Raw genomic sequence first — 20,977 nt, 5'->3', positions numbered from 1 at the left:
TCACATGGTTGTCAGCGACATCAATTTGTCTAAAACGTCAACTGATTATTACAGATCCTAAATGGCCTGAAATCCCTTGGCATAAATATGCCAGGTGAAAATTGCTGCGGCCCCGCGATGCGGACGCCAGCGTTCGGCGATGACGCGGATTTCTTTTTCCGATGGCCGCACGTCCAGCTTTAGCAAACGCCCAACGCCCTCTTGCACCGCAAGATCCCCTGCGGGCCATATATCGGTACGGCCCTCGGCAAACAGCAAATATATCTCTGCGGACCAGCGGCCAATGCCCTTGACCTGCGTCAGATAGGCAATCGCTTCCTCATCTTCATCGGGTAGGGCATCCAGGGGCAAGGCACCCGACAGCACCAGCTCCGCCAATGACCGCGCATAGCCCTGTTTCTGCCTACTAAGGCCGCAGCCCCGCAACGCATCAAAATCTTGCGCCAACAACTGTTCTGGTGGGCATTGCGCGCCGAGCAGGGCTTCTAGCTTGTTCCAGACTGATGCCGCTGCCGCGACGCTGACCTGTTGCCCGACAATCGTGCGCAGCAAGGTAGCGTAGCCGGGCGCACAGATGCGCGCGTCCGGATAGCCCGTGACAGCAAGGGCCTCAGTAATGCCCGGCTCAATCGCGGCTAGCGCATCAAGCGCGGCATGCAGTTGCTGTGTCGGTATGCCCATAGGACTGGCTTATGATCCCCGGCGGACGGTGGCCGCGTATAGAGCGATGGCTGCAGCGTTGGAAACGTTCAATGATTCCATCTTTGCGCTGATCGGCAGTTTTGCCAATTGGTCGCAATGCTCCTCAATATTACGGCGCATGCCGTCGCCTTCCGCGCCCAGCACCAATGCATTGCGTCCCGGTGTCAGTGCTTGATCCAGCGTCACTTCTGCATGGCCTGACAGGCCGATTCGCCAATATCCCGCCTCGGCAATTTCCTCCAGCGCACGCGCCAGATTAACCACCCGGACCCATGGCGTTATCTCCAGCCCGCCCGACGCGGCTTTTGCCAATGCGCCCGATTCGGGGGGCGCGTGCCGGTCCTGCGTCACAACAGCCACCGCATCAAAGGCCGCCGCTGTCCGGAATATCGCGCCGACATTGTGTGGATCGGTGACTTGGTCGAGGATCAGCAAGGGTCGGTTATCATCGTTGGAAAGCGCGAGCGCATCGGTCAGCCAGACATCCTCCAGCGGCGCAACCTCAAGCACTAAGCCCTGATGCGGCGCATCTTTCGGCACAAAACGCGCCAAATCGTTTACTTCGGCATATTGCACGGTCAAGCCGTCGGGCACGACAATTTTACCGATTTCCTCCCGCGTGCCCCATAAATTGATGAGGCGGCGTTCGGGATTGTCGAGCGCGGCATAGACGGCGTGCCGTCCATAAAATTTGGGATTGCCGCTGGTAACGGCGGCACCACGGCGACGGTGGCTCTTATGTGACGACATTATATGTACCTGTGCATGAAAAAGAGAAGCTTCTGGTGCCCTTTCCCACTTGAGGCATTGACAGGCAAGGGCCGTTTCGCCATTGGGCTGCTTCTTCTGCGGGACCGGCCCTCATGCAAACACATGATGCCCCGCGCGAAGACGTGGACAGGTGGCCGAGTGGTTAAAGGCAGCAGACTGTAAATCTGCCCGGTTTTCCGTACGCTGGTTCGAATCCAGCCCTGTCCACCATTTCTCGTTGGCGAGGTTTGTTTTGTTCGCTTCGTGTGCGTAATTGTCTTTCTCCCATAGCTATCTTGCTGCTCTTTTGAACGGGGTCTGTCCTAAGTGCCGAGCTAATTCGAACTAACACTATTGATCTGGACGGCTTTCTTACAAACTTCGTATCTCCGTCAAGCAAAGCCGTCGGACTTTGCCGTTGCGGACCCTGTGACTTTGGGCTTAGTTCGGGGTGCGTCTGTGTTGAATTTCGGTCGCGGATGGAGATGGATGCAGGCTGCATTATTTTGACGCAGACAGGGCAATTTTAAGGAGAGGGCAAAATGTCGGAAATCTATCCTGTTTCGGATGATTGGAAGAAAAAGGCGTTTGTCACGGCGGAAGGTTACAACGCCGCTTATGCTCAATCCGTGCGCGATCCGGACACATTCTGGCGCGAAGAGGCCAAGCGCCTCAACTGGATGAAACCCTTTACCAAAGTGAAGAATACCAGTTTTCACGAAGCGGATTTCGGTATCAAATGGTTTGAGGATGGCGCGTTGAACGTCTCTGCCAACTGCATTGATCGCCATTTGCCCGAACGCAAAGATGATATTGCGATAATCTGGGAAGGCGATGATCCATCGCAGCAACGGCGCATCACTTTTGGTGAGCTGCATGCCGAGGTTTGCCTGATGGCCAACGCCTTGAAGGCATTAGGCGCACAAAAAGGTGATCGCATCACCATCTATATGCCGATGATCCCTGAAGCCGCGATGGCCATGCTTGCGTGCACGCGTATTGGGGCAATTCATTCTATCGTCTTTGGCGGCTTTTCACCGGAAGCGCTGGCTGGACGCATTCAGGATTGCGATTCCAATATTGTTATCACCGCTGATGCCGGCATGCGCGGTGGGAAGCTGGTACCTTTGAAGCAGAATGTGGATGCTGCCCTTACGCATTGCACCTCGATCAAGGCATGCCTTGTGGTGCGCCATGTCGGAAACGACATACATATGCAGGACGCGCGCGACGTCTGGTATCATGATGTGCGTACAACAGTTCCTAGCGACTGCGCGCCCGAAATCATGGATGCCGAAGACCCGCTTTTCATTTTATATACGTCAGGCTCCACCGGAAAACCTAAGGGCGTATTACACACAACCGGTGGGTATTTGGTGTGGGCAACGATGACGCATCATTATGTGTTCAACTACACCCCCGGCGAAATTTATTGGTGCGCCGCCGACATTGGCTGGGTCACTGGCCATAGCTATGTCGTGTATGGCCCGCTCGCCAATGGTGCGACGACGGTGATGTTTGAAGGCGTGCCCAATTATCCCGACCACAGCCGGTTCTGGCAAATAGTTGACCGCCATCAGGTTAATATTTTCTATGGCGCGCCAACGGCGTTGCGGTCACTGATGCGTGAAGGCGATGATTGGGTGAAGAGAACCTCGCGCAGTTCTTTGCGTTTGCTGGGTTCGGTTGGTGAGCCAATCAATCCGGAGGCATGGGAATGGTATTATCATGTCGTCGGCGAAGGCCGCTGCCCTATTGTCGATACCTATTGGCAGACCGAAACGGGGGCGACCATGATGACGCCTTTACCTGGCGCGCATGCGTTGAAGCCGGGCGCGGCATCAAAGCCGATGTTTGGCGTGCAGCCGGTGCTGGTCGACGGCGACGGCACATTGTTGGAAGGCGCGACCGAGGGCAATTTGTGCATGATCGACAGCTGGCCAGGCCAAATGCGTACGGTGTGGGGCGATCATGATCGGTTTTTCCAAACTTATTTCACCACTTATCCCGGCAAATATTTCACGGGCGATGGATGTCGGCGCGATGCCGACGGTGATTATTGGATTACGGGGCGGGTTGACGACGTGATCAATGTGTCTGGCCACCGCATGGGTACGGCTGAAGTCGAAAGCGCACTGGTTGCCCATGCCAAAGTAGCCGAGGCGGCGGTGGTCGGATTCCCGCACGACATTAAAGGGCAGGGCATTTACGCTTATGTTACGTTGAATGCCAATGAGGCAGAGTCCGCGGATATACGTGCGGACCTTATCAAATGGGTGCGCCATGAAATCGGCCCAATCGCGACGCCAGATGTCATCCATTTTGCGCCGGGTTTACCCAAAACACGCTCGGGAAAAATCATGCGCCGGATATTGCGCAAAATTGCCGAAGGGGATGTGTCTAATTTAGGCGATATCTCGACCCTTGCGGATCCATCGGTCGTGGACAATCTTGTGCAATCAAGATCCACCGCCGGATGACTTTCGAAAGTGAAAACGAGAGGCTGAACTGGCTATCCTGAACAGCCGGTTCATATGGCTGTGACCCTTAGACCATGGCGAATAAACCAAAGCAATCGCATTGACGGCCATGGGTATCGAGGCACCACGGCGCCCAATATCGCATCGAGAAGCGATTTTATGAGCGCATATTGTTATTTTACAATTAGTTACGCGTTGACACGCGTAAATAAGCGCCGCACTTGAATGTCGTCCGAGGAGAAAGATGATGATTCGATCAAATAGAATGTTCAAAAATGCATGTATTTGCATTGGTTTTATTTTGTCATTGTCGTCTGTGTCTGAGGAAGCCTGGGCACAATCGGCAATAGATCCCGTTATACTGGCACCGGCAAACGGAAGCGTAATTGAGTCGGGCACGGAGATTGTACTCAGGTTACGCGAAGAACTTACGACCGACAAAAAGAAGTTGAAGGCGGGATATCGTTTCCAGATGGAAGTTGCGGAACCCCTTCGCCTGAACAGTCAGATTATCATCCCGTCTGGAACGCCAGCCATTGGCGAAGTGACGGAAGTTCGTAATAAAGCCATGTGGGGAAAGTCAGGTTACATTGAAGCGCGGGCCATTTCCATGCGGATCGGTGGGCGTACGATCCGCCTGAGTGGTTCATTCGACGACAAGGGTGCTGCCGGAACGGATATCATTCCCGTGGTCGGTTTTTTCACCTCCGGACGCAGCGCGACAATTGCATCGGGGAGCACTGTTAAAGCGTTCCTCGAGGAAGACATTGTTATTGCAAAGCCAACAGTGCCAGCGCCTACGCCAGCGCCTGCCAAGCCCGCGCCCAAATGAGGTGCAGCGCAGGGGCGTAGGCTCTGTTTCAGGACGAAAGCAAGGCATAGCCAGTATATCTCGCAGCTTGGATGCTGGACATTATATTTAAGAGGTTGACCCTGTCGGCTCTGTCGCCTGTATCATGGGAGTAGTGCGCGCCGCGTAAATCGACTGGGCTTCAGGCTGTTCCGCGGGTGAGTAGCCGGACCGGAACAGGGGCGATGCTGGGCGTTTCGCCTTTTAGCACCGCGATCAACGCTTCGACTAGCATTTCGCCGGCTTGCACATAATCCTGCTCAATCGTTGTCAGCGGCGGCTGCGCATAAGCGCCCATTGCGATGCCATCAAACCCGATTACGCGTACATCTGTGCCAATGGGGATATGATGTTCCTCGAGCGCGCGCATGGCACCCAGCGCGATAAAGTCATTCGCACAGAACAAGCCATCAAACGCAATTTTTTCGTGGATGAGGCCTTGGACCGCGGCGTAGCCTTGATCTTCACGCACCGCGTTTTCGGGGAGCGGTGGGCAAATGGGCTGCAAGCCCTTCGCCGACATATGTGCCATATAGGTTGTCAGCCTGTCTTGAAACTGTGGCTGCTCGCTATGGGTGGGACCAATATAGGCAATGTTTTTACAACCCTGTTGCAACAAATGGTCAATAGCCAGTCGCGCGCCTTGAACATTGTCACTTTTGATTGAAATCAGGTCTTCTTTGCTGGCGCCCCAGCAGATCATCGGCGTATTATGCCGAGCATATTCGCCGAAAAACTGCCAACCAGCGATATTCTGACCGCTGCCAATGACGATGAGGCCATCGGCCTGTCGGCTGCCGGTGTAATTGGCAAAGAAATTGGCAGGTGAATCTTGAAATGAGATTATCAGATTATAGCCCCGTTCGGAGGCCGACGCTGCGATGCAGCCCAATAACGACAGATAAAACGGGTTTATATTCGCCTTATTTTCACCCCGCCGACACAGGATGACAAGCGCGATCGAATATGTCTGCTGCGTGCGCAGTCGAAGGGCATTGTGGTCAACCGAATAATTGAGCTCGTTCGCCAGCGCGACGATGCGCGCGCGCGTGGTTTCGTTGACTTTCTTATCCCCGCGCAATGCACGGGACACCGTGGGCTGAGAAACCCCAAGCATGGCCGCAATCTGATGCGCCGTAATGCGTCCCTCTTTGCCCATGCAATGCCGTTAGCATTGCAAAACGGTCAAGTCACGCAGTGAGGGCCGTTTCCGGCGCAACAAATGCAAGATTGAGGCTTTCGGCAACCGCTTGGCTGGTGACTTTACCTTGATGCACGTTCAACCCGGCCAGCAATCCGCGTCCAGTTTCTGTGCTGCTATCCAACGCAGTTATGCCTTTGTTTGCAAGCGCAAGGCCATAAGGCAAGGTCGCATTGTTGAGCGCGGCCGCGCTGGTCTGCGGGACGGCGCCGGGCATGTTTGCGACGCAATAATGAATGATGCCGTCCACAATATAAGTGGGTTCTGCATGCGTGGTGGCGCGCGATGTTTCAAAACAACCGCCTTGGTCAATGGCGACATCGACTAAGACCGCACCGGGTTTCATCCGCTTCAGCATTGCGCGGGTCACAAGGCGCGGCGCGCTTGCACCCGGAATAAGCACGGCGCCAATGACGGCATCGGCAAGGCTGATTTCATGGTCGATGGCTTCAAGCGTCGAATAGCGCGTGCGCACCCGTCCGTTGAACATCTCATCGAGTTGGCGCAGACGCGGGATCGAACGATCAACGATGGTGACCTCCGCGCCAAGACCAACGGCCATGCGAGCCGCATGTGTGCCAACAACGCCGCCACCGAGCACTGTAACGCGGCCAGCAGCCACCCCCGGCACACCGCCGAGCAATATGCCCGCGCCGCCTTCGCTGCGGCGCATGGCTTGGCCAGCGGCTTCAATCGCTAGGCGACCCGCGACTTCGCTCATGGGGGCTAATAGGGGCAGGGCGCCGCGATCATCGGTCACGGTCTCATAGGCAATGGCGGTGCATCCACTGGCGATCAGACCCTTGGCTTGCTCGGGATCGGGTGCAAGATGCAAATAAGTGAAGAGCAATTGGCCGGGACGAAGCTGCACCCATTCGCTTGGTTGCGGTTCCTTGACCTTAACGATCATGTCGCAGCTCGCGAAAATTTCCTGCGCGGTTGCAGCGATTTCTGCGCCTGCCGCATGATATGCGTCGTCATTTGCCATGATGCCCGCGCCTGCGCCCGATTGCACCACCACCTGATGCCCAGCGGCCACATATTCGCGTACGGCACCGGGCGTTAAGCCAACGCGATACTCATGTACTTTAATTTCGCTTGGGACACCAACACGCATGACTCTCTGCTCCTCAAAACATGTTGGCAAAGATTAGCATTGTCATGACGCCGATACTCCGCAAAGATTCGACATATATGACTATTTGGTGCATATATTCGTCGTATTTGTCATAATGGATGAAAAAATTATGCAGCTTGATCGGGTGGACCGTAAATTATTAGGTGCGTTAGTGACAAATGGCCGCGCGACTCAGATGGAGTTGGGGGAGGCGGCTGGACTGTCCCCCAGTGCGGCGGCGCGGCGGCAAAAAGCCTTGGAAGATGAAGGCATATTGCGTGGCTATCGTGCGGATGTGAACTTGCGGAAATTGGGGCTTGGGGCGACGGTGATGGTAACAATCACACTCGACAGCCAAAGCGAGGAGGCGATGGCTGCTTTTGAGGCGGCGGTCGTCAACAGCCCGTCGACCATCCGATGTCACCTGATGAGTGGACGGAATGATTATCTGCTGGTGGTGCGTGCTGCATCGATCGAGGATTATGAAATCATCCATCGACAGGAAATTGCTCGCTTGCCGAGGGTTGCTCGGATCGAAACCGCATTTGCGTTGCGCGAAGTGGTTAACCGAGCGGTTCCTCCGCGTCTTTTCGATACATAAAGGGACTTGAACCGCAATATCCGGTGCAGGTGGGATTTCGGCTAATGAGTGGCCGCATATGCTGCCAAGACCATCGCAAGACTGTGACTGTTTTGTCACATCGCCTAAAAAGGACAATGACATTGACACAAAATTGCTTGCTTGGTGCACGCTTTGATGTTTGTGTGCACTTGCACAATAAAGCGCTGGCAAGATAAAACTGACCATTGCGTAGGCAAACAGATTTAGCGGGAAGAGAACGGCATCTGCCGATTGTTACGCAATGCGTGGCTAGCCGGTTAGTATCTATTGTACCTAAGAAGGGGTAAAATTATGCGTAATTCCATATTGAAGTTGGCAAGCATAAGCGTCGCGATCAGCGCGATAGCAATGTCGGCACCTGCCTTCGCGCAGGAAGCAGCTGAAGAAGCGGCCGGCCCGGTCACACTGACTGGCGGCGTTGTTCTTGCATCTGACTATCGTTTCCGCGGCGTTTCGCTCTCCGGTAAGGATTTTGCGGTTCAGCCATACCTGACGGTAAAGCATGAATCCGGCCTGTATATGGGCGCTTGGGGATCCAATCTTTCCGAAAATGACGGAGACGATGTTGAGGTCGACCTTTACGCTGGTTTTTCCGGCGGTGAAGCCGTGACATATGACATTGGTGCGACTTACTATCTCTATCCTGGCGTATCGAGCTTCAACTATGTTGAGGTCACTGGAAAGCTTGGTTCAACCATAGGCCCAGCATCCGTTGGCCTGCAATTGAGCTATGTTCCAAGCCAAGACAATACGGGCAATGACGACAACATCTATTTCGGTACCAACGCCAGCATTGCCGTGCCAAATTCCCCAATTTCGATTGTTGGATCGGTGGGTATGGAAGATGGCGCATTCACAGCTGGTAAGGAAAAGCTCGATTGGTCGCTTGGTCTAACCGCCGCTGTTTCCGGTTTCACACTGGGTGTTTCCTATGTCGACACCAACCGCCGGACGATCTTTGCACCCAAGGATAGCTCGGCTGGCGTTGTGTTCACTTTAAGCTACGGCTTCTGATAACGCTTCAAGGTTTGTAGGCTCGGCAAAAACCCAAGCCTCAAAGAAATACATACATGCCGGGCTTGACCTTTCAAGTCCGGCATGCGCTTATCAGTCACCCAAAAAACTGGTGAAAAACAATGTCCGTCAATCTTGCGAATTGGATCGCTGAGCACAAAATCGACGAGGTTGAGTGCATCGTGCCTGACATTAACGGTGTGCAACGGGGCAAGGTTCTGCCTGCGAAGAAGTTTCTTTCATCGGTCCGGGACAAATCGCTACGTATTCCGGGCAGCGTTTTTATCTGCACCATTGATGGCCATTATCCCGAAGACATTGCGGACATTTGGGATAAGGATCCGGACAAAATTCTGGTCGCTGATCCCGACACAATTTGCGTAGCCCCTGGCTTCAAATCACCGACTGCCTTCGTGATTGCCGATGTGCTGCATGGTGACGGAACCGAAGTTGAAATCGCCCCGCGCGCGATATTGAAAAAAGTTTTAAACATGTACGCTGATCGTGGGTGGAAACCGATTATGGCGCCTGAGGTCGAGTTTTACCTTGTCAGCCAAAATGTCGACCCTGACTTTCCGTTGGTGCCGCCCACTGGCTCCAGCGGACGTGCAGAAACTGCAAGCCAGCCTTATGGTTTGGAGGCGATGAACGAATATGAAGACATTATCGACCACATTTATGATGATTGTGAGTTGATGGGTCTCGATATCGACACGATGATCCACGAAATGGGTGCGGCGCAGCTGGAGGTCAACTTCATCCATGGCGACCCGTTGAAGCTGGCGGACCAAGTATTCCTTTTCAAGCGCACCGTTCGGGCGGTCGCAAAACAGCATGGCGTATACGCAACATTCATGGCGAACCCAATGGCGGGACAACCGGGCAGTGCCATGCATATTCACCAATCGGTTGTCGATGCCGAAACCGGCCGGAACCTGTTCTCCAACGCCAATGGTCGCGACAGCGCGCTTTTCCGCAGTTACATTGCGGGCCTTGTAAAATTCATGCCGCAGGTGTCGCCATTATGGGCGCCCAACGTCAACAGCTTCCGCCGGATGCGCCCCGATAGTGCCGCTCCGATTAATGTCCAATGGGGCGAGGACAATCGCAGTTGCGGTTTCCGCGTGCCCATTTCCGACAAGGCCAACCGTCGCGTCGAGAACCGCCTGCCGGGCGCAGATTCCAATCCTTATCTCGCTATGGCGGCGTCGTTGGTCTGCGGCTATATCGGAATGGTCGAACGGATGGTCCCCGCCAAAGCGATTACTGGCAGCGCCTATAACCGCGCCCGCACCTTGCCCCGCACGTTGGAAGCGGCGTTGGACCGGTTCAGCGCCTGCAAGCCGGTACGCAATCTGCTGGGTGAGGAATTTTTCGACATCTTCTATGCGGTCAAGGACTATGAATTGTTCAATTACCAGTCCGTGGTCTCGAGCTGGGAACGTGAGCATTTGTTGTTGAGGGTGTGATGCCCGATCCGTTGAATGATAGCTATTATTTAGCATCTGCAGGCGAGTATAAGCCCGATGCGCAGTTGATCGCTGACATAAAGGCCGACATCTGCATCATTGGTGGGGGCTTTACTGGCTTATCAGCCGCGATTGCCTGCGCCGAAGCAGGGTTAGATGTCGTTTTGCTTGAGGGTGAGCAAATTGGCTTCGCTGCATCGGGTCGAAACGGCGGGCAGATGATCCCCGGATTTAACATGGCGGCCACGGACCTGATCAAGCTGGTGGGCGAAGATGTCGGGCAAAAACTCTACCAACTTGCGATGTCGGCGCGTGATCGCGTGCACGCACGGATTGAGCGCCACGATATCGACTGCGATTTGCAGCATGGCCACATCCATTTGGCTGCAAAGAAGCACGGCTTTGCGCATTTGCAAGATGAAGTGACGTTTAGTGACCGTTTGCTTGGCGTGGGCGAAGCAGTGTTGGTCGCGCCCACGGATATCGGTCGATATGTAAACGTAGCGGGATATCATGGCGGTGTTTATGTGCCAAAAGGCGGCCATCTTCACCCCTTAAAATATGCGCGTGGTTTGAAGCGGGCGGCCAAGAGCGCGGGTGCAAGAATTTTTGAAGGCAGCAGGGCTGTCTCGATCGCAGAAGGCGAAAAGGTCGTTGTCCGCACGATTTCTGGATCCGTCACGGCTAGCAATGTCTTTCTGGCTTGTGACGCAGAAACGGTGGATCTGGCCCCCAAGGCGGGTCGGTACACGATGCCAGTATTGAACTATATTATTGCGACCGAGCCGCTGAGTGAAGACCGCGCGCGTGCGCTAATCCCATCGAATGCAGCGGTATCAGATAGCCGGTTTGTTCTAAACTATTTCCGTTTGTCCGCCGATAACCGACTGCTTTTTGCAGGTGGCGAAAAATATACGCCAAAGCCGCCGGAGGATATTGCTGCGTTTGTAAGACCCTATATGCTGAAGCTATTCCCGCAATTGGCCGATGTACGGATCGATTATGCATGGGGCGGTACGGTCGGGATCACCGTGAACCGTCTGCCGCATATCGGTCGCGAGGGTAATAAGCTGTTTGCGCATGGCTATTCGGGGCAGGGCGTGCTGCTCACGACGCTGGTAGGCGAGTTGCTGCCGGAGGTGTTGAAGGGCGATAGCCGCAATTTCAACCTCTTTGAAAAAATCCCGCATCGTGCGTTCCCGGGTGGCAAGCTGCTGCGAACACCCACCTATGTTGCAGGGATGCTTTATTCGGCGATGATGGATCGCTTGTGATTGAGAGGGGCCACATCGAAGCAATCCGCAAGCGTGAAATGGCGCGCTTCATCGCGGCTAATCCGAAATCGAAGGCGCACGCAGAAAACGCGCAGCAATGGTTTCAGGGTGTTCCGTTTCATTGGATGCTTGATTGGTCCAGTCCATTTCCGATCGTCGCGCAGGTGGCTTCTGGCGCGACGCTGACGAGTATTGACGGGCAGGTTTTCGATGACTTCTGTCTGGGCGATACCGCGAGTATGTTTGGCCATTCGCCAGCGCCGCTTGCGAAAGCATTAGCCGAACAAGCTGGGCAGGGCTTAAGCTATATGCTGCCCACCGCAAAGGGCGCGGAGCTTGGCGCGATGCTTGCCGAGATGTTCGGTCTGCCGCAATGGCAAGTGACGACGACAGCGAGTGAAGCCAATCGCGCCGTCATTCGTTGGTGCCGTGGGATGACGGGGCGCGACAAGATTTTGATCTTCAACGGCTGCTATCATGGCGCAGTCGATGATGTGTTCGTCGACTTGCGTGATGGCCGCGCGGTCAACCGGCCAAGCTTAATCGGGCAAGTGCAGGACTTGCTGCCAACGACTATGGTCATCGAGTTTAACGATGTGGACGCGCTTGCCGCGGCTTTGCGCGGCGGCGATATCGCTTGTGTCTTGGCTGAACCATTGATGACCAATATTGGCATGGTACGCGATGCACCGGGATTCCTTACGGAATTGCGCCAGCTGTGTGATGAAACCGGCACAATTTTGGTGCTGGACGAAACGCACACGATCTCGTCCGGCTATGGCGGACATAGCAACACGCATGGTCCAAAGCCCGACATATTGGTCGTGGGTAAATCCATCGGCGGCGGCGTGCCGTGCGCGGTTTACGGCTTTACGGCAGATATTGCGGAGCGGATGGCGGCGCTGAACGCATCGCGTCCAGCGGGCCATAGCGGCATAGGCACGACCTTGTCCGCTAATGCGCTCGCCATTACCGCGATGCACGCGATGCTGGGACAGGTGATTACGCGCGATGCTTATTCCCATATGCTGTCGATTACCGACAGGCTGGTGGCGCAGTTGAACGCAGTGATTGCGGCGCATGGGGTGAATTGGCATGTCAGCCATGTCGGCGCGCGCGTCGAATTGGTTTGTTCCGCAAAGCCGCCGCGCAATGGCAGTGAAGCGCGGGCGGCGGTGGACCATGTACTGGAAAGCACCATCCACCTCTATCTCGCCAATCGTGGTATATTGCTCGCGCCCTTCCACAATATGATGCTGGTCAGTCCAGTGACCCAAGCCGCGCAAATTGACCGCCTTGCTGCGGAGTTGAACAATGCGCTGACTGAGCTATTAGCATTTGGACATTCGGGCGGACGGAAGTGACATCATGACAATCAAACGCGCTATATCATCAGCGACCATCGCGCCGCGTAGCGAGGCAGAGGCGTTTTTTGCTGCGCATCCTGACATTGATTCGATTGAGATGATCTACACCGACTTTGGCGGTGTCCCGCGCGGTAAGCGCCTGCGCCAGCATGAGGTATTGTCCGTCTATGAAATCGGACGTTTTTTTCCCGGCTCCATCGCGGTTGTGGATATCACTGGGCAGGATACGGTCGAAACGGGTCTGGTGTGGGAAGATGGCGACGCCGATCGTTCAATGAAGCCAATTCCGGGTACATTGGTCCGCAGCCCTTGGGCGGGCGACAATGCCGCGCAATTCATGGTCGATTTTTATGAATTGGATGGCCAGCCGCATGATCTTGATCCCCGCCATGTCCTTGGCCTTGTCGTAGACCGTTTTGCCGAAATGGGCCTGACGCCCGCCTTGGCAGTGGAGCTGGAATTCTATTTGTTGGATCCAAAGCGCGCACGCGATGGCTCCATCCGTCCTGCGCGGCCAGAGTATAGTGGCGAAACGCCGCAGATGGTCGAAGTCTATGGCCTGCGCGAGCTCGATGATTTCCGTCCCTTCTTCGACGAATTATACGAAACCTGCGACATTCAAGGGCTTCCGCTGGAATCGGCCATATCTGAATTTGCGCCGGGACAATGTGAGTTGACCTTGCGGTATAAGCCCGACGTGCTGCGCGCCTGCGATGACGCGATCATGTACAAGCGCGTCGTGAAAGCGGTGGCGCAGGCGCACGGGCTTGAGGCGACGTTCATGGCAAAGCCATTTGCCGAACAAGCCGGCTCCGGCATGCATATTCACGTGTCGATGAACGACAAGGACGGCAATAACCTCTTCGCAGCAGATGATCCCGAAGGCACGCCAATGTTGCGCCATGCCATTGGCGGGATGATCGCCAGCGTGGGGGATTGCTTCGCGCTGTTTGCGCCGCATGCAAATAGCTATCGCCGGTTCAAGGCGAACAGCTATGCGCCTGTTGCTCCCACCTGGGGCGTCAATAACCGTACTGTGTCCTTCCGTATTCCGGCCGGTCCATCCGCAAGCCGCCATGTCGAGCATCGTGCCTGCGGTGCGGACGCCAATCCCTATCTTGCAGTGGCTGGCGTATTGGCGGGTATCCATCATGGGATCATGCACAAGATTGATCCCGGCCCGGCGGTTGTGGGCAATGGCTATGACCGTGACGGATCAGGTGATGACAAGCCACCTAGCAATTGGTTTGCCGCTGTTGACCGTTTTCACGGTTCCAAATTGTTGCGGGGCTATCTTGGCGAGCGCTTTGTTGACATGTTCACGATTGTGAAGCGTGTCGAACAAGACCGTTATTTCGGACAAGTGCCCAGCATTGATTATGATTGGTATTTGCGCAACGCGTAAGTCGCGGAGCATTTAAATCTACCTTCGTTGGGTGATTCACCAAAACCCACAGCCGGTCTTGCAATTCGATAAGGTCGCGGCCATATGCGCCGTGGGAGTCGGATGGACGTGGCACTCGCCAACCTGGTCAGATCCTGACGGAAGCAGCCACAACGAATTCGCTGCGGGTCATTCGGCTCCTACTTTTCCCCGTGTTTTGGTGGAGAAGACTTCGACAAAGGTCGGTGATACTTCTAATATGATGATAATGCCCGACTCCGACAGCCCAGATTTCACGCCACGCGACCCGGATATGCCTGATGATGCATTGGGGCTGGGGCTCGATTTGCCGCCCGTTGCCCAGTCGCCAGTGGCACAACCGCCCACCGCGCCCGTTCCGAGCGGCGGCGCGGCCTACCGTGTTTTGGCACGTAAATATCGGCCGCAGACTTTTGCTGAGCTCATCGGGCAAGATGCCATGGTGCAGACGCTTGGCAACGCCATTAAGCGGGACCGCCTGGCGCATGCATTTTTGATGACGGGCGTGCGCGGGGTGGGAAAAACCTCCACTGCGCGTCTGATAGCCAAGGCGCTGAACTGCATCGGAACCGACGGGCAGGGTGGACCCACCATTGACCCGTGCGGCAATTGCGAGCCGTGCGTGGCTATTGCCGAGGGGCGGCACATTGATGTCATCGAAATGGATGCCGCAAGCCACACCGGTGTGGACGATGTGCGTGAGATTATTGAAGCGGTGCGCTATTCTGCCGTGTCCGCCCGTTATAAAATTTACATCATCGACGAAGTGCACATGCTGTCGAAAAACGCATTCAATGCGTTGTTGAAAACGCTTGAAGAACCGCCGGGCCATGTAAAATTCCTGTTTGCTACGACCGAGGTGAACAAGGTGCCGATAACCGTATTGTCGCGGTGCCAGCGTTTTGATTTGAAGCGGATACCGACTGAGGAACTTTCCGCGCATTTTGCAGAAATTTCCGCGAAGGAAGCCGTTGCCGCCGAAGCGGAGGCGCTGACCCTAATTGCGCAAGCGGCGGAGGGCTCCGTTCGCGATGGCCTCTCAATACTCGATCAAGCCATTGCCCATGCCGATATGGAGGTCGATGGACAGGTCACCGCCGCGCAAGTGCGCGACATGCTGGGGCTTTCCGATCGTGGCGCAATCCGCCGGCTGTTCGGGCTCATACTTATTGGCGATGCGCAGGCGATGCTGGCGGAGGCGAAGAACCAGTATAATCTGGGCGTTGAACCTCTGGCGATGTTTGCCGGGCTCTTGTCCGAGGTCCATCGGCTTACCCTCGCCAAAGTTGGCGCACCGCGTGACGGTGCTTTGGATGCCGAGGCTGCGGCTGTGGTCGAGGACCACGCCGACCGTTTATCCTTCCCTGTTTTACACCGCCTCTGGCAGCTCTTGCTGAAGGGGCAAGAAGAGGTCGCCCGTGCTTCAGTCCCGCTGGATGCGGCGGACATGGCATTGCTGCGTGTGGTTCATGCCGCAACTTTGCCTGATCCGGGTGAACTGGCCAAGATGATTGGCGAAGGGGCGTTCACGGCTCCACCGTCGGCTTCTGCACCCACTGCACAGGCTGTTCCGCCAACGGCCAATGTGCAGTCATTGATGCCCGCCAATTTCCAAGCACTGCTGGAACGATTGGCGCGCGATGGTTTTGTCGGCCTTGAAATGACTTTGCGCGATGTGATGCGTATTGTGGATTACGCGCCACCTTATCTGGCATATCAATTGGCTGGGCCTGTTGCACCGAGCTTCGTCGCCGAACTACGCGATGCGTTGGCCAAGGTTACGGGCACGCGCTGGGACGTTGAGGAACGCGCCGGTGAGGCGCAACCAAGCTTGCTGGAGCAAGAGCAAGCCGCAGCCGAAGCAGATAAACGCATTATATTGGAGTCACCTCTGGTCAAAGCTGCTTTTGCCGCGTTTCCAGAGGCGGAGCTGCTCGACAGCGACGAGAATGACATGAAATGGAGTAAGAGCGCATGAAGAGCATGGAAGAGATGATCAAGGCGGCGCAGGAAGCCGCCCAAAACATCCAACAGCAGATGGAACAAGCACAGGCTACACTTGACACTATTCAGGTGGAGGGCGTCTCCGGAGGCGGACTCGTTAAGGTCCGTGCGACCGCAAAAGGCCGCATTTTGAACGTTGCGCTTGACGACAGCCTGATCGTGCCCGCCGACAAAGGCATGTTGGAAGACCTCATTACGGCAGCCTTTAACGATGCCCGTGAAAAGGCGGATGCCGCCAGCAATGCCGAAATGGGCAAAATGTCCAGCGGCCTGCCACTGCCTCCGGGTTTCAAATTGCCATTTTGATAAAAGGAATGGCTTTGCTGCCGTAGATCAATTTGGTTTTTCCCCAGTTAAATGCGTGCAGGTGATGCACATGCATTGAAAGCGTGCGCAAAGCACTCATATTGAGGGGGAACAGGCGGAACGCCATTTTGGGCGTCCACCAATTGGAGTATCTATGGATCTGAACCTTCCATTATTGCCGTTGCGCGACATTGTTGTTTTCCCCGGCATGATTGTGCCGTTATTTGTCGGGCGCGACAAATCAGTGGTTGCGCTTGAAAAGGCGATGGCCGCCAATAAAGAAATTTTTCTGGTAGCGCAGCTGGACCCAGCCGAGGATGATCCTGACAAGGATGATCTGTATAATGTCGGCGTTACTGCGACCATCATGCAGTTGTTGAAACTGCCCGATGGTACTGTGCGCGTGCTGGTTGAGGGCAAGCAGCGGGCAGAATTACGCGATCTTGTCGCGCGCGGCGGCGATTATGTCGAAGCTAATATTAGCCTGATTACCGAAAATAACATCGAAGGGCCGGAGGCCACTGCGTTAATGCGGTCGGTCATCGAGCAATTTGAGAATTATTCGAAGCTGAATAAGAAGATGCCTGCCGAAACGGCGGTGCAGTTGAGCGATATCGAAACACCATCTGCGCTTGCGGACGCGGTGGCGGCGAACATCCAATTGAAAGTTGCTGATAAGCAGTCCTTGTTGGTGGAAGCTAACCCGTTGCGTCGTCTAGAGATGGCCTTTGCCTTCATGGAAGGCGAGCTTGGCGTTTTGCAAGTGGAGAAGAAAATCCGTGGCCGCGTAAAACGGCAGATGGAGAAGACCCAGCGCGAATATTATCTGAATGAACAGATGAAGGCGATACAGCGCGAGCTTGGTAATGATGATGGTGAAGGCGGCGACGAAATTGCCGAGCTGCAATCCAAGATAGATACGATGAAGCTGTCCAAGGAAGCAAAGGCGAAGGCCAATGCGGAATTGAAAAAGCTGCGCGGGATGGCACCCATGTCCGCCGAAGCCACCGTGATCCGCAACTATCTCGATACGTTGCTGGGTATACCTTGGGGCAAAAGGTCAAAGTTGAAGCGAGATATAGCTAAGGCGCAAGATGTTCTGGATGCCGACCATTTTGCTTTGGAAAAGGTGAAGGACCGGATCATCGAATATCTGGCGGTGCAGGCGCGGACGAACAAGCTGAAGGGGCCTATATTGTGCCTCGTCGGCCCTCCCGGTGTAGGCAAGACGTCGCTTGGTAAATCGATTGCCAAGGCAACAGGTCGTGAATTTATTCGCCAATCCTTGGGCGGTGTGCGTGACGAAGCGGAGATCCGTGGTCACCGGCGGACCTATATCGGTTCAATGCCCGGTAAGGTCGCGGCAAACTTGAAAAAGGCCGGGACGATGAACCCGTTGTTCCTGCTCGACGAAATCGACAAGCTTGGCCAGGATTTCCGCGGCGACCCCGCGTCGGCTTTGCTGGAAGTTCTGGACCCGGAACAGAACAACAAGTTCAACGATCATTATCTGGAAATCGACCTCGATTTGTCTGACGTCATGTTTGTGACGACGGCAAACAGCTTAAACTTGCCGCAAGCCTTGTTGGACCGGATGGAGATCATTCGTCTTGAAGGCTATACCGAAGACGAGAAGCTTGAGATCGCCAAGCGGCATTTGGTCGAAAAGCAAATTGAAGCCCATGGCTTGAAGCATAATGAGTTTTCCATCAGCGACGATGCCATGCGTGACGTGATCCGTTATTACACGCGGGAAGCGGGCGTCCGCACTCTTGAACGCGAAATTGCGAAGCTTGCGCGTAAGGCGCTGCGCCGCATCTTGGAAGGCAAAGACAAAAGCATTGCCATTACACCGGAAAATCTGGCGGATTTTTCGGGTGTCCGCAAATATCGTCACGACATGGGCGAAGAAGAAAACCAGATTGGCGCGGTGACTGGTCTCGCCTGGACCGAAGTGGGCGGTGAATTGCTGACGATCGAAGCGGTTACGGTACCCGGTAAGGGGCAGATCAAAACCACGGGTAAGCTGGGCGAAGTGATGAGCGAATCCATTCAGGCCGCTTTGAGCTATGTAAAGGCGCGTGCGCCGAGCTATGGCATCAAGCCCAGCCTGTTTGCCCGCAAGGATGTGCACATTCACCTTCCCGAAGGTGCAGTGCCAAAGGATGGCCCCTCTGCTGGTATCGGCATGGTCACATGCATCGTTTCGACCCTCACCGGTATTGCGGTGCACCGCGATGTGGCGATGACCGGCGAAGTAACTTTGCGAGGTCGGGTGCTTCCCATTGGCGGCTTGAAGGAAAAATTGCTCGCGGCTTTGCGCGGCGGGATCAAAACAGTTCTTATTCCACAAGAGAATGAGAAGGATCTCGCAGATATTCCGGCCAATATCAAAAATGGTCTGGAAATCATTCCCGTCAGCCATGTTGACCAAGTGCTGGCAAGGGCGCTTGTGGCGCCATTGGTAGCCGTTGAGTGGACTGAGGCCGATGATTTGGCTGCGGCGTTACCAGCGGGAATCGGCGGAGAAAATGGAGCTTCGGTGACACATTAAGCCGGTGTGTTCTGTCTTTAGTTCTATGTAATTGGCAGGACGTGCGGTTTTTCACAGAAAATGACGGTTTTATGACGATATTTCCTTTGACAGTGCCAACAATCTCCTCATTATCCGCTCACCGGCTTGGGCCGCGACTCAATTTAGCAATAAATGAGTGTCACATTATTTTTAGAGGGGGTTCCCACATGAACAAGCAAGATCTCGTCAGTGCAGTTGCTGAAGCTAGCGGTTTGACGAAGGCCGATGCTGGTAAAGCTGTTGAAGCAACATTTGAAGTCATCACTGGCGCTTTGAAAAGCGGCGGCGAAGTGCGCCTCGTTGGTTTCGGTACTTTTGGCGTTGCAAAGCGTAAGGCATCGACCGGCCGTAACCCACGCACCGGTGAACCAATGACCATTAAGGCATCGACTCAGCCAAAGTTCAAAGCTGGCAAGGCGCTCAAGGACGCTGTCAACTAAGGCACAGGCCAAGAAATTGGTAAAAGGGGCGGGGCGAAAGCACCCGCCCTTTTTTGTATTGCGGAGCGAAGGCGACAAATTTTGTCGCTACGGGGCGCGTTTCTCGCACAAATTTATTATTGAAGCGCCGCAATGCCGGACCACGCAAGATCCAGGGTCAGTGCCACTTAAATTCACCATTTTGGCGTTCTGCGGATTTGCCCCATTTTGATAGTGATGCGGATTGAACGGGGGACGATGCCCCCGACGTTATTAAGCCGCTAAACGGGTTCCGTTTTGAACGCGGGCTATGGCTGGAAAGGCAATGATTGTTGCAGGTGCCAAGCGCCGCATATCGCCCAATATAATCCGCCGCTCCCGCTGCATCGCTGGCGCAAACTCCATATCGATAATATCCTGGATGCGCGGCATGGAATTGCGAATTGACAGAATAATCACGCCAATGGATGCACCCAGCGCAGTGAGGAAGAGAAGGGACGCGATGATTGTCATGGCACTAATCCTTTTTGATCCCCGCCCCAATAGGCGGAGTAGTGATTCGGCTTTACACCGGATTTGCGTATTTGTTCACTATTTGTTCTTTTTTGTCAAGCGGTGTTTTTCATCCGGAGCAACGCTGGGTAAAATGGGGGACAATGTGTGGATAATTTTTGCAGCGGCAAAGGTTGCTAATGGCCGAAGTTCACCGTTGTATGGTGCCACGGCGCTCCGTGTGCCATAGTTGTAGGGCCTGTTGCAGGCATCCCGTGAAGCCATTGCTGCCGTTTACAGAGCAACTATTTGGCAAAATGGCGCGCGCATAGCTGTCAAGGCTCTCGACCGCAGATGTCCAACTTCCGCCCGCTACGTTCGACCCTTCCGCTTCGCGCAGTGGTTTGGGAATACGGTAGCGGTCGCCTTCGCGCTGTGTTGCGCAGACAATGATTTCCTCGCCGACCGCCTTTGGGCAAGGCTCGGTGCCAAAGGTTAGGAGAAAGGATATGCGGTCCGGCGTAGCCGACTGCTGCGCTTCGCCCAACGACGGTTCACGTGCCAAAGACGATATCGGCGTTACCCCTAGGAAAAATGCAGCGGTTACGGTCAATTGTATTTTCATTTTGTTCTGCCGTCTATCCAATCACCCTATGCAGATCGACCTGAACAGTTTGTTAATGCCGCGACAGCGGATTTTGCATCCCAAGAAAGGCATTGGTACTTGACGAATCCTGCCCGCAACTATATCGGCCCGCTCATTCCACATGGGAAACGCACATACCGGTGCTGATCTTTGCCTTTCAGGCAATAGTGACGTTCTAGTTTCCCAGAGGCTCAACCGGAAGGAGAAGTACCATGGCGGCACCTGTCGTTACCATGCAGCAATTGCTTGAAGCTGGGGCCCATTTC

18 protein-coding genes, 1 tRNA gene and 1 other RNA gene are annotated in these 20,977 nt (G+C 54.8%); 14 read left to right on the top strand and 6 right to left on the bottom strand.

Translation table 11 applies throughout. The features are described 5' to 3' along the window. Positions 1-57 precede the first annotated feature (57 nt). Both Q0O33_RS00100 and rlmB read right to left on the bottom strand, forming a co-directional pair. The gene (locus tag Q0O33_RS00100) at positions 58-681 is read right to left on the bottom strand and encodes a DNA-3-methyladenine glycosylase 2 family protein (protein WP_295494420.1); all 624 of its coding nucleotides are present in this window, start codon (positions 679-681) and stop codon (positions 58-60) included. 9 nt (positions 682-690) lie between these two features. Continuing rightward, positions 691-1,452 carry a 23S rRNA (guanosine(2251)-2'-O)-methyltransferase RlmB gene (gene rlmB, locus Q0O33_RS00095; protein ID WP_295494418.1) on the bottom strand — a complete coding sequence of 254 codons (762 nt, stop codon included), beginning with the start codon at positions 1,450-1,452 and terminating at the stop codon, positions 691-693. A gap of 145 nt (positions 1,453-1,597) precedes the next feature. On the opposite strand from rlmB, the gene Q0O33_RS00090 reads away from it, so the two are divergent. The 3 genes from Q0O33_RS00090 (at position 1,598) to Q0O33_RS00080 (ending at position 4,764) form a co-directional block, all read left to right on the top strand. After that, positions 1,598-1,683: transfer RNA gene (locus tag Q0O33_RS00090), tRNA-Tyr, on the top strand. 311 nt (positions 1,684-1,994) lie between these two features. Beyond that, positions 1,995-3,932: an acetate--CoA ligase gene (gene acs, locus Q0O33_RS00085; protein WP_295494415.1), complete on the top strand. Its 1,938-nt coding sequence runs from the start codon at positions 1,995-1,997 to the stop codon at positions 3,930-3,932. A gap of 316 nt (positions 3,933-4,248) precedes the next feature. Next, complete coding sequence (locus Q0O33_RS00080) at positions 4,249-4,764, top strand: hypothetical protein (RefSeq protein WP_295494413.1); 516 nt, start codon at positions 4,249-4,251, stop codon at positions 4,762-4,764. 160 nt (positions 4,765-4,924) lie between these two features. On the opposite strand, the gene Q0O33_RS00075 is transcribed toward Q0O33_RS00080, so the two are convergent. Continuing rightward, the gene (locus Q0O33_RS00075) at positions 4,925-5,941 is read right to left on the bottom strand and encodes a LacI family DNA-binding transcriptional regulator (RefSeq protein WP_295494410.1); all 1,017 of its coding nucleotides are present in this window, start codon (positions 5,939-5,941) and stop codon (positions 4,925-4,927) included. Positions 5,942-5,972: 31 nt separating this feature from the next. Continuing rightward, positions 5,973-7,100 carry an alanine dehydrogenase gene (gene ald / locus Q0O33_RS00070; RefSeq protein WP_295494407.1) on the bottom strand — a complete coding sequence of 376 codons (1,128 nt, stop codon included), beginning with the start codon at positions 7,098-7,100 and terminating at the stop codon, positions 5,973-5,975. A 130-nt stretch (positions 7,101-7,230) separates the two neighbouring features. Between ald and Q0O33_RS00065 the strand changes: the two genes are divergently transcribed. The 11 genes from Q0O33_RS00065 to Q0O33_RS00015 all read left to right on the top strand — a co-directional run bounded on the left by Q0O33_RS00065 (position 7,231) and on the right by Q0O33_RS00015 (position 19,594). Continuing rightward, on the top strand, positions 7,231-7,701 hold the full coding sequence (locus tag Q0O33_RS00065; protein ID WP_295494405.1) for an Lrp/AsnC family transcriptional regulator: 471 nt from the start codon (positions 7,231-7,233) through the stop codon (positions 7,699-7,701). Between the two features lie 312 nt (positions 7,702-8,013). Next, a complete protein-coding gene (locus Q0O33_RS00060) occupies positions 8,014-8,736 on the top strand; it encodes a TorF family putative porin (protein WP_295494402.1) in 723 nt (240 codons plus the stop codon). Positions 8,737-8,858: 122 nt separating this feature from the next. Continuing rightward, positions 8,859-10,205, top strand: coding sequence for a glutamine synthetase family protein (locus Q0O33_RS00055; protein ID WP_295494399.1), 1,347 nt, complete (start codon positions 8,859-8,861; stop codon positions 10,203-10,205). Continuing rightward, entirely contained in the window at positions 10,205-11,479 is a 1,275-nt protein-coding gene (locus tag Q0O33_RS00050; RefSeq protein WP_295494396.1) for an FAD-binding oxidoreductase, read from the top strand. Before Q0O33_RS00055 ends, Q0O33_RS00050 begins: the two co-directional genes overlap by 1 nt. Continuing rightward, entirely contained in the window at positions 11,476-12,843 is a 1,368-nt protein-coding gene (locus Q0O33_RS00045; RefSeq protein ID WP_295494395.1) for an aspartate aminotransferase family protein, read from the top strand. Before Q0O33_RS00050 ends, Q0O33_RS00045 begins: the two co-directional genes overlap by 4 nt. 4 nt (positions 12,844-12,847) lie before the next feature. Further along, complete coding sequence (locus Q0O33_RS00040; RefSeq protein WP_295494393.1) at positions 12,848-14,251, top strand: glutamine synthetase family protein; 1,404 nt, start codon at positions 12,848-12,850, stop codon at positions 14,249-14,251. A 91-nt stretch (positions 14,252-14,342) separates the two neighbouring features. After that, positions 14,343-14,437: signal recognition particle sRNA small type (gene ffs, locus Q0O33_RS00035), an RNA gene on the top strand. Between the two features lie 52 nt (positions 14,438-14,489). Beyond that, positions 14,490-16,247, top strand: coding sequence for a DNA polymerase III subunit gamma/tau (locus tag Q0O33_RS00030; protein ID WP_295494390.1), 1,758 nt, complete (start codon positions 14,490-14,492; stop codon positions 16,245-16,247). Next, positions 16,244-16,579 (top strand): YbaB/EbfC family nucleoid-associated protein, encoded by a 336-nt coding sequence (locus Q0O33_RS00025; RefSeq protein ID WP_295494387.1) that lies wholly within the window; start codon positions 16,244-16,246, stop codon positions 16,577-16,579. The genes Q0O33_RS00030 and Q0O33_RS00025 overlap by 4 nt, the downstream gene beginning before the upstream one ends. Positions 16,580-16,733: 154 nt before the next feature. Then, on the top strand, positions 16,734-19,133 hold the full coding sequence (lon, locus tag Q0O33_RS00020) for an endopeptidase La (RefSeq protein WP_295494384.1): 2,400 nt from the start codon (positions 16,734-16,736) through the stop codon (positions 19,131-19,133). A 188-nt stretch (positions 19,134-19,321) separates the two neighbouring features. Further along, a complete protein-coding gene (locus tag Q0O33_RS00015) occupies positions 19,322-19,594 on the top strand; it encodes an HU family DNA-binding protein (protein ID WP_295494381.1) in 273 nt (90 codons plus the stop codon). Between the two features lie 252 nt (positions 19,595-19,846). On the opposite strand, the gene Q0O33_RS00010 is transcribed toward Q0O33_RS00015, so the two are convergent. After that, positions 19,847-20,086: a hypothetical protein gene (locus Q0O33_RS00010; RefSeq protein WP_295494378.1), complete on the bottom strand. Its 240-nt coding sequence runs from the start codon at positions 20,084-20,086 to the stop codon at positions 19,847-19,849. A 190-nt stretch (positions 20,087-20,276) separates the two neighbouring features. Next, the gene (locus Q0O33_RS00005; protein ID WP_295494376.1) at positions 20,277-20,690 is read right to left on the bottom strand and encodes a hypothetical protein; all 414 of its coding nucleotides are present in this window, start codon (positions 20,688-20,690) and stop codon (positions 20,277-20,279) included. Positions 20,691-20,977: the final 287 nt, after the last annotated feature.

This window comes from Sphingorhabdus sp. EL138 (assembly GCF_945862485.1).
In the GTDB taxonomy this organism is placed as follows: Bacteria; Pseudomonadota; Alphaproteobacteria; order Sphingomonadales; family Sphingomonadaceae; genus Sphingorhabdus_B.
This window is presented reverse-complemented; position numbering and strand designations above follow the sequence as displayed.